11 protein-coding genes are annotated in these 12421 nt (G+C 70.1%); 9 read left to right on the top strand and 2 right to left on the bottom strand.

The window, feature by feature from the left end; genetic code table 11:
- Window positions 1-86: 86 nt before the first annotated feature.
- Genes AB0J55_RS04635 through AB0J55_RS04620 form a run of 4 tightly spaced genes read left to right on the top strand, consistent with a single transcriptional unit; the run spans window position 87 to window position 3502 of the window.
- Window positions 87-1124 carry an iron chelate uptake ABC transporter family permease subunit gene (locus tag AB0J55_RS04635; protein ID WP_364242732.1) on the top strand — a complete coding sequence of 346 codons (1038 nt, stop codon included), beginning with the start codon at window positions 87-89 and terminating at the stop codon, window positions 1122-1124.
- Entirely contained in the window at window positions 1124-2182 is a 1059-nt protein-coding gene (locus tag AB0J55_RS04630) for an iron chelate uptake ABC transporter family permease subunit (RefSeq protein WP_364242730.1), read from the top strand. The genes AB0J55_RS04635 and AB0J55_RS04630 overlap by 1 nt, the downstream gene beginning before the upstream one ends.
- 4 nt (window positions 2183-2186) lie before the next feature.
- Complete coding sequence (locus AB0J55_RS04625; RefSeq protein WP_364242728.1) at window positions 2187-2996, top strand: ABC transporter ATP-binding protein; 810 nt, start codon at window positions 2187-2189, stop codon at window positions 2994-2996.
- 20 nt (window positions 2997-3016) lie between these two features.
- The gene (locus AB0J55_RS04620) at window positions 3017-3502 is read left to right on the top strand and encodes a DinB family protein (protein ID WP_364242725.1); all 486 of its coding nucleotides are present in this window, start codon (window positions 3017-3019) and stop codon (window positions 3500-3502) included.
- Between the two features lie 45 nt (window positions 3503-3547).
- Here AB0J55_RS04620 and AB0J55_RS04615 read toward each other — a convergent pair whose 3' ends face one another.
- On the bottom strand, window positions 3548-4846 hold the full coding sequence (locus tag AB0J55_RS04615; protein WP_364242723.1) for a lysine N(6)-hydroxylase/L-ornithine N(5)-oxygenase family protein: 1299 nt from the start codon (window positions 4844-4846) through the stop codon (window positions 3548-3550).
- Between the two features lie 114 nt (window positions 4847-4960).
- On the opposite strand from AB0J55_RS04615, the gene AB0J55_RS04610 reads away from it, so the two are divergent.
- Window positions 4961-5917, top strand: coding sequence for a methionyl-tRNA formyltransferase (locus AB0J55_RS04610; RefSeq protein WP_364242720.1), 957 nt, complete (start codon window positions 4961-4963; stop codon window positions 5915-5917).
- Window positions 5918-5943: 26 nt separating this feature from the next.
- On the opposite strand, the gene AB0J55_RS04605 is transcribed toward AB0J55_RS04610, so the two are convergent.
- Window positions 5944-7173, bottom strand: coding sequence for a hypothetical protein (locus AB0J55_RS04605; protein ID WP_364242717.1), 1230 nt, complete (start codon window positions 7171-7173; stop codon window positions 5944-5946).
- Here AB0J55_RS04605 and AB0J55_RS04600 point away from each other — a divergent pair.
- From AB0J55_RS04600 to AB0J55_RS04585, 4 genes are all read left to right on the top strand, one after another.
- A complete protein-coding gene (locus AB0J55_RS04600) occupies window positions 7172-9262 on the top strand; it encodes an alpha-galactosidase (protein WP_364242714.1) in 2091 nt (696 codons plus the stop codon). The two genes, AB0J55_RS04605 and AB0J55_RS04600, sit on opposite strands and share 2 nt — an antisense overlap.
- A 112-nt stretch (window positions 9263-9374) precedes the next feature.
- Complete coding sequence (locus AB0J55_RS04595; protein WP_364242711.1) at window positions 9375-10649, top strand: extracellular solute-binding protein; 1275 nt, start codon at window positions 9375-9377, stop codon at window positions 10647-10649.
- Complete coding sequence (locus tag AB0J55_RS04590; RefSeq protein ID WP_364242708.1) at window positions 10631-11596, top strand: sugar ABC transporter permease; 966 nt, start codon at window positions 10631-10633, stop codon at window positions 11594-11596. Before AB0J55_RS04595 ends, AB0J55_RS04590 begins: the two co-directional genes overlap by 19 nt.
- Complete coding sequence (locus AB0J55_RS04585) at window positions 11593-12414, top strand: carbohydrate ABC transporter permease (RefSeq protein ID WP_364242705.1); 822 nt, start codon at window positions 11593-11595, stop codon at window positions 12412-12414. Before AB0J55_RS04590 ends, AB0J55_RS04585 begins: the two co-directional genes overlap by 4 nt.
- Window positions 12415-12421: the final 7 nt, after the last annotated feature.

Here is a 12421-nt window from a genome sequence, read left to right as displayed (position 1 = left end):
TAGGTGACCCTAACAAACGGATGGTGAGGATGCACTCCTGTACCATCGGTTAGCCTTACCTAAAATCAGTACCAGTCGGAGGTGCGGTGCGAACAGACCCCGGAGGGATCGCTCTCAAGCGACGCCCGCCACACACGGGCCGCGCACTGGGGCTCGTGGCCGCCCTCGGTGTCCTCGTTTTCCTGTGCCTGCTGAGCGTTTGGCTGGGATCCAAGGAGATTTCGTTCGGCGCCGTCTGGCAGGTGCTCTGGCACGACGACGGTTCGGCCGACGCCGTGATCATCCACAGTGTCCGGATCCCCCGGACCCTCCTGGCGGTGCTGGTCGGCGCCGCACTGGGCCTGGCCGGCACGCTCATGCAGGCGCTGACCCGCAACCCCCTGGCGGACCCCGGCCTGCTCGGGATCAGCGCCGGCGCCGCGTTCGCCATCGTCTTCTCGATCACCGTGCTCGGTGTCGGTTCCCTTTACGGCTACATCTGGTTCGCCTTCGCCGGCGCGCTCGCCGCGACCGCGGTCGTCTACTTCCTCGGCACCCGCGGCCGCTCCGGCTCCAGCCCGGTCAAGCTCGCGCTCGCCGGCGGCGCCGTCACGGCCCTGCTCGGATCGTTCACCAGCGCGATGGTGCTGTCGGATCCGGTGGCGCTCAACCGCTTCCGGTTCTGGTCGGCCGGTTCGCTCGCCGGCGTCGACAGCGGTTCCCTGCTGCGGGTGCTGCCGTTCCTGCTCGCCGGCGTGGTGCTGGCGATCGCGAGCGGGCCCGCGCTGAACAGCCTCGCGCTCGGCGACGACGTCGCGGTCGCGCTCGGACGGCGGCTCGGCCCGCTGCGGCTGCGCGGCGCCCTGGCCGTCACGCTGCTGACCGGCGCTTCCGTCGCGGTCGCCGGGCCGATCGTGTTCCTCGGCCTGATCGTCCCGCACGCCGTGCGGTTCGTCATCGGCCCCGACCACCGCTGGCTGCTGCCCTACACCGCGGTCCTCGCGCCGTGCCTGCTGCTGGCCGCCGACATCCTCGGCCGCGTCATGGCGCGGCCCGGCGAGGTCCGCGCCGGCGTGATCGTCGCCTTCCTCGGCGCCCCCTTCTTCATCTGGCTGGTCCGCCGCCGCAAGCTGGTGGAGTCCTGATGAGCCTGCTGCAGGTGCGCCGCGGCCACGTCACCTTCCGCCTCGCGAAACCCGCGGTGTCCGGCCGGGTCCGGCTCCGGCCGGTGGCCGTCTCGCTGGTGCTGGCCGTGCTGGCGTTCGCGTTGTTCTGCTGGGGCATGACGATCGGCGACGTCCCGCTGAGCGTGTCCGACGTCCTGTCCGCGGTGTTCGGCGGCGGCGACAGCGGCACCGGCTACATCGTGCAGGAGCTGCGGCTGCCGCGGGCGCTCACCGGGTTGCTGGCCGGGCTCGCGTTCGGCACGTCCGGCGCGGTGTTCCAGACCATCACGCGCAACCCCCTCGCGAGCCCGGACATGATCGGCATCAACGCGGGCGCGGCCACCGCCGTCGTCGCCGGGATCTCCTTCGGCTTCGGCGGCGGCCTCGGCACCACGACTCTCGGGCTCCTGGGCGGATTGCTGACCGGCGTGCTCGTGTACGTCCTCGCGTGGCGGCGCGGCACCACCGGCTACCGGATCATCCTGGTCGGCATCGGCATCTTCGCGATGTGCACCAGCCTGACCGACTACCTGCTCAGCCGCGCGCAGATCACCGAGGCCCAGGCGTCGATCGGCTGGCTCGTCGGCAACCTGGCCAACCGCGGCTGGGAACACGTCGTCCCGCTGGCGGGCGCCCTGGCGGTGCTCCTGCCGCTCGTGCTGGCCCTGTCCCGGTGGATGCGCACCCTGCAGCTCGGCGACGACGTGGCGGCCGGGCTCGGCACGCCGGTGCAACCGGTGCGGCTCGGCCTGCTGCTGTCCGGCGCCGGGCTGGTCGCGTTCGCGACGGCGTCCGCGGGCCCGGTCTCGTTCGTCGCGCTGACCGCACCCCAGATCGCGCAACGCCTGGCGCGCCAGGCTTCCCCGCCGCTGACGGCGTCCGCGCTCACCGGCGCCGTGGTGGTGCTGGGCAGCGACGTCCTGGCCCGTTCCCTCACCGCGTCCCCGCTGCCGGTCGGCATCGTGACCGGCGCGCTCGGCGCCCCGCTGCTGCTCTGGCTGCTGGCCAGGGCCAACCGATCCGGCTCCGGAGGCTGAGAAGATGACACCGTCCCTGCGCGTGCAGGACCTGCGCGTCGCCTACGACGACCGGGTCGTCATCGACGGCCTCGACCTCGACATCCCGCCCGGGAAGATCACCGCGATCGTCGGGGCGAACGCGTGCGGGAAGTCGACGCTGCTGCGCACGCTGGCCCGGCTGCTGACGCCGAAGGCGGGCGGGGTGTACCTCGACGGCCGCTCGATCCACGACCTGCCGACCCGCCAGGTCGCCCGGCAGCTGGGCATCCTCCCGCAGTCCCCGGTGGCGCCGGAGGGCATGACGGTGGCCGATCTCGTCGGCCGCGGCCGCGCCCCGCACCAGAGCTGGTGGCGCCAGTGGTCCACATCGGACGAAGACGCGGTCCGCGCGGCCCTGGAGGCGACGTCGATGACCGATCTGGCCGACCGCCCGGTGGACGAGCTCTCCGGCGGCCAGCGGCAGCGCGCGTGGATCGCGATGGCCGTCGCCCAGGGCACGCCGGTGCTGCTGCTCGACGAGCCGACGACGTACCTGGACCTGGCGCACCAGATCGACGTGCTGGACCTGGTCGTCGACCTGAACCGCGGCGAAGGCCGGACGGTGGTGATGGTGCTGCACGACCTCCCGCAGGCGTGCCGCTACGCCGACCACGTGATCGCGATGAAGGCGGGCCGCGTGGTGGCGTCGGGCGAGCCGGCGTCGGTGATCACCGAGGAACTGGTCGACGAGGTCTTCGACGTCCGCTGCCAGGTGACCCCGGACCCGGTGAGCGGGACGCCGATGGTGATCCCGATCAGCCGCCACCACCCGGCACCGGTGCACCAGGGCTGATTCTCCGGCAAGCTGGACGCATGTATGCGCTGCCCGAAAAGACCATCGGCGCCGAGCGTGAGCTGCTCGAAGCCATGCTCGACCGCAACCGGCTCGCCCTGGTGGAGAACGCGCGGGGCCTGTCGGAAGCCGACGCCCGGCGGCGGCTGGTGCCGTCCCTGACCACCCCGATCGGCATCGTCAAGCACGCGGCGGTCGCCGAGCGCCGCTGGTTCCAGTGGCTGGTGGCCGGCCTCGACGCGGCAGAAATCGACGGCCCGTCGACCCCCGGCGACGCGAGTTTCGCGGTCGGCGACGACGAGACGGTGGCCGACGTGATCGCCGAGTACGAGCGGGCGAGCGCCCGCTCCCGCGAGATCGCGGCGGGTCACTCGCTCGACGACCGGTGGACCCACCCGGTGGTCGGCGAAGTCAGCCTGCGGTTCATCTACCTGTTCCTGATCGAGGAGTTCGCCCGGCACACCGGCCACAGCGACATCCTGCGGGAACAGCTCACCGCGGGCTGACGGCCTGCCCCGGCGGTCCACAGAGGACCGCCGGGGCGCCGGCGGTCAGCACGCGCTGACCGCGTATTCCCCGGCCGACTCGCCCACCACCCGGCGGTCCACAACGGACGCCAGGATCTCCCCCACCCGCACCGCGGTGTTCGACAGCAGCGACGACGTGATGCCGTGCGTGTGCTCGGTGCCGCCCTGCAGGTAGATCCCGCCGCGCACCGGCGCCTCGGTCACCAGCCGGTAGTCCCGCGACACGCGCAGGCGGCCGGACTCGTCGCGCAGGCACGCCCGGCCCAGTTCGCCGAGCAGCGGCGTCGGGTCCGCGGGCCGGTAGCCCGTCGCGTAGACGACCGCGTCGGCCTCCAGCACCGTCTGTGAGCCGGTGGTCAACGACTCGACCGTCACCGTTCCGGCGTCAGTCACCTCGGCCGGGCGTGAGACGTTGAACAGCCGCAGCCGTTCCACTCCCAGGACCTTCTCGCGGTAGACCCGCCGGTACAGCTCGTCGATCAGGTCGAGGTCGACGGCCGAGTAGTTCGTCGCGCCGTGGTAGCGCATCAGGCGGTCCTTCACCGGCTCGCCCGCGCGGTAGAACTGGTCGACCGCCTCGGGGTCGAAGATCCGGTTCGCGAACGAGCTGTCGTCGGCCGGGCTGTAGCCGTAGCGCGCGAACACCGCGCACACCTCGGCGCGGGGGAACTCGTCGTGCAGCAACGCGGCGACCTCGGCGGCGCTCTGGCCGGCCCCGACCACGACGAACCGCTTCGGGTCGGCGGCGCGCAGGGCGTCCACGCGGAACAGCAGCTCGCTGTTGTGCCAGATCCGCGGCCCGGCGGTGACGCCATCGGGCAGCTGCGGCCGCAGCCCGGTGCCCATCACGAGGTTCCGCGCGCGCAGCGTCGAACCGTCCGAAGCCCGGACGTCGAAGTACGCGACCTCGGAGCCGTCGTACACCGGCGTCACGGAGACGACCTCGGTGCCGTACGAGACGACGTCGTCGACCTTCGCGGCCGCCCACTCGAAGTAGTCGTGGAACTCCACGCGCAGCGGGAAGAGGTTCTTGTGGTTGATGAAGTCGACGAGCCGGCCCGCCGCGTGCAGGTAGTTGAGGAAGCTGAACTCGCTGGTCGGGTTCCGCATGGTGACCAGGTCCTTCAGGAACGACACCTGCATCGTCGCGGTGTCGATCAGCATCCCGCGGTGCCAGCCGAACCGGGGCTGCCGCTCGAGGAAGTGCGCGGTCACCGGCTCCCCGGGACCGGCGTTGTGCTCGGCGAGGGCGATCGCGAGCGCAAGGTTCGACGGCCCGAAGCCCACGCCGACGATGTCGTAGATCGGGACCTCTGCAGTCATGTTGCTCCCTCGCGCGCTCCGGTACGGTTCAGGGAACCCTAACCTAACTTAGGCGAGCCTCGCCTAGTACGTTCGTGGTGATGTTCGTCCCCCGACCATGAAAGGCACTCTCGAATGCGCGTGGCGATGTTCGGCTACCAGACCTGGGGGCACCGGACCCTCCGGGCGCTCATCGACGCCGGCCACGAGGTCGCCCTCGTGGTCACCCACCCGAAGAGCGACCACGCGTACGAGCGGATCTGGGCCGACTCGGTCGCCGACCTCGCTTCCGCGCACGGGATCCGCGTGCTGCTGCGCAACCGCCCGGACGACGCCGAGCTGCTCGCCGAGCTCAAGGCGGCGGACCTCGACCTGATCGTGGCGAACAACTGGCGGACCTGGCTGCCGCCGGAGATCTTCGAGCTGCCGCGCCGCGGCACCCTGAACATCCACGACTCGCTGCTGCCGGCCTACGCGGGCTTCTCGCCGCTGATCTGGGCCATGATCAACGGCGAGCCGGAAGTCGGCGTCACCGCCCACATGATGGACGGCGAACTCGACGCCGGCGACATCGTGCTGCAGCGCGCGATCCCGGTCGGCCCGGCCGACACCACGACCGACCTGTTCCACCGCACCATCGACCTCATCGCGCCGATCACCGCCGAAGCCATCTCGCTGATCGAGACCGGCTACACGCCGGTGCCGCAGGACCGGTCCACGGCCAGCTTCTTCCACAAGCGCGCCAAGCGGGACAGCCTGATCGACTGGACGCTGCCGCCCGCGGACCTCGAGCGGTTCGTGCGCGCCCTGTCGGACCCGTACCCGAACGCGTTCACCTACCACCGGGGCCAGGAGCTGCGGATCCTGAAGGCGTCGGTGTCGCAGGGGAACTACGGCGGCACGCCCGGCCGGATCTTCATCCGCGAAGGCGACGGCGTGGTGATCGTCGCCGGGCCGGACGCGCGCCGCGGGCAGTCCCCCGGCCTGCTGGTCGAGCGCGTCCGGACCGCCGACGGGACCGACCTGCCCGCGGCCGAGTACTTCAAGACGATGGGCGGCTATTTGTGCAGTGGCACGAAGTGCCTCCATTGAGGGTGGTGGCGGGGGCATGGATGGACTCAGCGACCGCCCGTGACCGCCTCGGCGTCCTTGCCCCGCGCCGGCACGACCGCGTGCTGGTCGGCGGCGCCGGGCAGGGTGCGGACGATCGTGTCCTGCGCCCAGCGTTCGCTGAACCCGGCGAGGAATGCGAGCCCGGCGAAGAAGAACGTGACCTTTTCCGCCGAAGCGGGCACCGCGATCGGCAGGAATCCGGCGCTGACCAGAACGAACATCGCCGCGCCGAACACGGCGCCGATGATCAGCCGGAAGAACCCGGACAGAAAGGCCACCAACCGGCCCTGGGCGAGGCCGACACTCAATTTCTGCCGGTCCGCCGTGCGGATCATGACGCTCAGGATCGCCCCGATGGCACCCGAAGCCAGGCAGGTGATCAGCGTGGCGCCGGTTTCCGCCTTCATCGGCACGGATTTCAGGGCGATCACGCCGGCGACAGCCAGGACGAAACCCGCGGCGAGACCACCGAGATAGCGGGCGAGCGCGCGGTCCAAAGCGACGTCACGCGCGTTCTGCTCGATCTGGCGGAGCTCCTTCTGGGCCGACGCGGCCGCGGCCTGCACGCGCTCGGTCCGGTCCGGTGAATCCACCATCGCGTCGAGCACGCCCAGGAGGACGGCGGCCGTGGCGTGGATGCCGCGCACCAGGATTTCCTGCGGCTTCCCCTCCAGCAGGACCGAGTACTTCCGCTCGACCCGGCGAGCCGACCGGAAGACGTCGTCGACCTCCGGCGTGCTCTGGCGCGCGTCGTAATACAGCCGCATCCTGAGGACGTGCCGCTCCGCGTCGCTGTCCGCCACGGTCTGCTCCTTGGCGGCGACGAGCAGGATCGCCGCCCGGAAATTGAGCGCGTAATACTCCTCCAGGATCTTTCCCGGACTCTCGTAGGCCCTTCGCATCGCCGCGAAATCCGGCCGCCCGGCCTGCTTGGCCTTGATGAGATCGGGCAGGCAAGGGCAGTCGCCCTCGAACACCACCGGTTCCGGCTGCCCATTCCGCAAACTGTTGTCGACCACCACGGCGATCTCCCCTCGTTGACGACGGCGTCGCCGCCACGTCGCCACCCCTCGAATCCATCCGATCTCACTTATTGTTACGGCAACCACCTGATTGCACCAATGTCGATTCCCGAGAACCACTCGAACGGCCGCGCACGCGTCACGTTCGGGCAGTGACCGATGAACGGGACATCCCTTGGCTCCGGCCGCGCGGGTGAGCAGGATGTCCCGCATGGCCGGGATCAGCTTCCTCGACGAGCACCGCACCTGGGTCCTGACCGGGGAAACCAGCACCTACGCGCTGCGGCTGGACGAGGAGGACTGCCCGGTCCACCTCTACTGGGGGCCGGCGCTGCCCGCGACCGCCGTTGTCGAGCTGATCGGGAAGACACTCCCCTGGTGGGACGGCTTCAACGACCCCAACGAGGGCCTCGGCGAACTCGCCGCCGACAGCGGCACGCGGTACTGGACACCCGCGCTGCAGGTGCGGTTCGCCGACGGGACACGCGGCCTCGAATGGCGGTACACCGGCCACGAGATCACCGCCGGGCACCTCGCCCTGCGCTTCGCGGACCGGCACTACCCGCTGCGGATCACCCTGCACTACCGGCTGCGCGGCGACGTCCTCGAACGCTGGACCGAGCTGACCGCGGACACCGGCGTCGAGGTCGTCCGCGCCGACTCGGCCACCTGGGCCCTGCCGGTCTTCGAGGACTACCGGCTGAGCCACGTCACCGGCCGCTGGGCTGCGGAAACCCAGCTGCAGCGGCAGTTCGCGCCGTACGGCGAAACCGTCTTCGCCAGCCGTCGCGGGATCACCGGTCACCACGCCAACCCGTGGGTGATGGTGGACGACGGCACGGCCACCGAACGGCACGGCGAGGTCTACGGTGTCGCGCTGGCCTGGAGCGGGTCGTGGCGGCTGACCACCACCCGCGCCTCGACCGGCCGCCTGACGGTGAGCGGCGGCTTCGGCCAGGACGGCGTCGTCCACCGAATCGGGCCCGGCCGCCCGCTGACCACACCGGTGGCCGCCGGGCTCTACACCGACGGCGGGTTCGGCGCCGCGAGCCGCGCGTGGCACGCCTACGTCCGGGCGCACGTCCTGCCGCACCCGGGCGAACTGCGCCCGGTGCTCTACAACTCGTGGGAGGCCACCGGGTTCGACGTCACCGAAGCCGGCCAGCTCGCCCTCGCCGGGCGGGCGGCCGCGCTCGGGGTCGAGCTGTTCGTCATGGACGACGGCTGGTTCGGCGCCCGCACCGGCGACCACGCCGGCCTCGGCGACTGGCACGTCAACCGCTCCCGGTTCCCGGACGGCCTGAAACCGCTGGTCGACGCCGTGCACGGGCTCGGCATGCAGTTCGGCATCTGGGTCGAGCCCGAGATGGTCAACCCCGACAGCGACCTCTACCGCGCGCACCCGGACTGGGTGCTGCACCACCCGCACCGGCGCCGGTCGGAGCTGCGGCGGCAGCTGGTGCTCAACTTCGCGCGCCCGGACGTCGCCGCGTGGGCGCACGAATGGCTCGACCGGCTCGTCGGCGAGCACGGCGTCGACTTCCTCAAGTGGGACATGAACCGCCCCTTCAGCGAAGCGGGCTGGCCCGGCGAAGACGACCAGGACCGGTTGTGGGTCGGCCACACCCGCGCGGTGTACGCCCTGCTCGACCGGCTGCGCGCGGACCACCCGGGCCTGCGCGTGGAGTCGTGCGCCGGCGGCGGCGGGCGGATCGACCTCGGCGTGCTCGCCCGCACCGACCAGGTCTGGACCTCCGACAACACCGACACGCTCGACCGGCTGCGGATCCAGCACGGCTACGGCCAGCTCTACCCGGCCCGCGCGATGTCGGCGTGGGTCACCGACAACCCGAACTTCGTGACGGCGCGGTCGGTTCCGCTGCGGTTCCGGTTCCACGTCGCGATGGCCGGCGTGCTCGGCCTCGGCGGCGACATCGTGCACTGGCCCGCCGAAGATCTCGCACTCGCCCGGGATCTCGTCGCGCTGTACAAGGACATCCGGCCGGTGGTGCAGCACGGCGCGCTGTACCGGCTGCGGCCGCCCGTCGACGACGGCGTCACCGCCGTCCAGTACGTGCACGGCGATCGGGCGGTCGTCTTCGCCTACCGGCAGGCCGCGCACTTCAACGCGCCGGGGCGGCCGCTGCGGCTCGGCGGGCTCGACCCGGCCGCGCGGTACCTCGACCCGGATTCCGGCCGGACGCACAGCGGGGCCGTCCTGCTCGCCCACGGGCTCGCCGTCGACCTGCCCGCCGGCGACTTCGCCAGCGCCGTCGTCCAGCTTGAACGCGTAAAGATCTGATCTATCTCGCGTTTTGATGCGGTTTCGTCGCCGCCGATGCTTGACATCGTCGAATACATCCGATCAAATGCGTCATACATCACATATGGTGGGTCGAGGAAGGTGGCTGGACATGAGAAGGTCCCTGGCGCTGGGAGCAGCGGCGCTCCTCGCGGTGAGCGCGTGCTCGGTCGGGTCGAACACCGGCGGCAGCGGCGGCGACGCGGAGATCACCTTCCTGACGTTCGAAACCCCGAACCTCACCCCCGCCTACTGGGACGCCGCCATTAAGCGCGTCACGGACAAGAACCCGGGGATCAAGGTCAAGAAGCTCGTCGCGCCGACCGCCGACGGGCGGACGTCGTACGCGAAGCAGCTCCTGCAGTCGGGGCAGTTCCCGGACGTGATGATCGCCGTCGACTCGGCCGGCTTCGCCGAGGCGGGCAACCTGTACGCGTGGACCCCGGACGAACTGAAGGACTTCCAGTTCCCGCAGGCCAACCCGGTCAACGGCAAGTACTACCAGCTGCCGGCCAACACCCAGACGATCCCGCCGATCTACTACAACAAGAAGATGTTCGCCGACGCGGGCATCGCGGCGCCGCCGAAGACCTGGGACGAACTGGTCACCGACGCCGGCAAGCTCAAGGACAAGAGCCTTTCGCCGTTCACGATCGGCGGCGGCAAGGACGGCTTCCCGTCGTCGATGATCCTCTCCGGCCTGGTCAGCACCGAGGTGTACAACACGATGCCGGACTGGCTGACCCAGCGGCGGCAGGGCAAGGTGAAGTTCGCCGATCCCGCTTTCCAGCACGCGTTTTCCAAGCTCGCCGACCTCGCAGCGAAGGGGTACGTGGACAAGACGAGCGTGTCCCGCGACTACGCGGCGACCGAGCAGGCGTTCCTCGACGGCCAGAGCGCGATGTACCCGATGGGCAACTGGTTCTCCGCCAACGCCGACTCGAAGAAGCACGACTTCGAGGTGGGCGTGTTCAACTTCCCCACCGAGGACGGCAAACTGGTCGTCCCGGCCTACACCGGCGGCGGCATGATCGTCAACGCCAAGGCCAAGAACCTCGACGCGGCCAGGAAGTTCGCGCTCGGTTTCCAGCTCGACAAGGACCAGCTGGACGCCTCGGTGAAGGCGGACGGCCTGTTCCCGGCGATCAAGGGCTACACGCCGCCGTCCGACGTCGGGGCGACGTTCAAGGCCGGCTACGACCTGTACACGCAGGCCGTGCAGCAGAACGCCGTGGTGCACGCGTTCCGGTGGGAGACCGCGGACGACGGGCTGCTGCCCGGTATGAAGGACAAGGTCGACCAGGCCGCCCAGGACGTCATCACCGGCCGCAAGTCCGTGGCCGACGCGTGCGCGTTCCTGGACACCGAGTGGGCGAAAGCGGGCTGACGTCCTTGACCGCCGTCGTCTCCCCGCCTGCCCCGCCCCGCCCGGCCGTCCGGCACCGCCGCCGACGCCGTCCGGTCCTGCCGCGCCTGGCCCACTTCGCGTCGTTCGGCGCGCCGGGTGTGCTGGTGTACCTGTGTTTCGTGATGGCGCCGATCCTGATCAGCTTCGGGTACAGCCTGACGAACTACAACCCGTTCAACCCGCCGGTGAGGTTCGTCGGTCTGGACAACTACCGGCTGTTGTTCACCGACGAGCAGTTCCTCACTGCGTTGAAGGTCACCACGATCCTGACCCTGGTCGTGGTGGTCGTCCCGAACGTCCTGGGGCTCGGGGTGGCGTTGCTGCTGGACCGGAAAGGCTGGCTGTACAACGCTTTGCGGAGCGTGTTCTTCACCCCGGTGATCCTCAGTTCGGTGGTGGTGTCGATCGTCTGGTCGCGCCTGCTCGACGACCGGGGGCCGCTGAACAGCCTGCTGCGCGCGCTGGGCGTGTCCCATCCACCGGGATGGCTGTCCGATCCGGACATCGCGCTGTACTCGGTCGCGTCGATCGTGTGCTGGCAGATGCTCGGGTTCTGCGTGGTGGTGTACCTGGCCGGGCTCCAGGGCGTGCCCGCCGAACTGCTGGAGGCCGCGGAGATCGACGGCGCGGGGCCCCTGCGCCGGTTCCGCGCGGTGACGTGGCCGCTGCTGGCGCCGTCGCTGACGATCAACACGGTGGTGCTGCTGATTTCGGCGTTCAAGACCTACGACTACGTCAAGGTGATCACCAACGGCGGCCCGGGTTCCGGTGCCACGGCGACGATCGCGTTCGACGTCCTGCAGACGGGCTTCGACTCGAACCACGTCGGCTACGCCTCGGCGATGGCCGTGCTGATGCTGGTGATCGTCGCGGTCGTGACGACGATCGTGTTGAACTTCCTGCGCCGCCGGGAGGTGGACCTGTGACCCGTTCCTGGGTTCGGCCGGGGGTTGCGCTGGTGGTCAGTGCGGTGTTCTTCGTGCCGCTGTACCTGGTGCTGGCCAACGTGTTCAAGGAAGGTTCCCTGATCGCGAAGGAGCCTGCGTCGCTGCCGGTGCCGCCGACGCTGTCGAACATCCACGCGGTGCTGACCCGCCCGGACGGGTTGTTCTGGGTCAGCCTGACGAACAGCATCGTGGTGACGGTGCTGTCGATCCTGGTCCTCACGGTGCTGTCGGCCATGCTGGGCCATTACCTGGCCCGGTCGGGGAAGCGGTGGACGAAGGTCCTGACGTTGGTCCTCCTGGCCGGGCTGATGATCCCGCCGCAGGTGATCCTGATCCCGATCACGGACGTCCTCCGGGTGACGCACCTGATGGCGACGCTGCAGGGGCTGATCCTGTTCAACGTCGGGTATTACGTGCCGTTCGGGGTGTTCGTGTTCACGGGGTTCATCCGCGGGGTCCCGGTGGAACTGGAGGAGGCGGCGCTGCTCGACGGCGCAAGCCGGATGCAGGTGTTCTGGCGAGTGGTGTTCCCCTTGCTACGCCCGGCGACGGCCTCGGTGCTGATCTTCCTGGGCGTGTGGATCTGGAACGACTTCATCGACCCGCTGATCATCCTGGGCCCCAGCCAGGGAACGACGATCACGACGGGGATTTACCGGTCCATCGGGCAGTACCAGGCGGATCTCGGAAGCGTGTTCGCGTTGATGTTCCTGGCGACGCTGCCGGTGTTGATCTTTTACCTGGCGCTGCAGAAGCAGTTCGTGAAGGGCCTGACGGGAGGGGCAACCAAGGGTTGAGCAGTGC

The organism is Amycolatopsis sp. NPDC049688 (genome assembly GCF_040674975.1).
Lineage (GTDB): Bacteria > Actinomycetota > Actinomycetes > Mycobacteriales > Pseudonocardiaceae > Amycolatopsis.
This window is presented reverse-complemented; position numbering and strand designations above follow the sequence as displayed.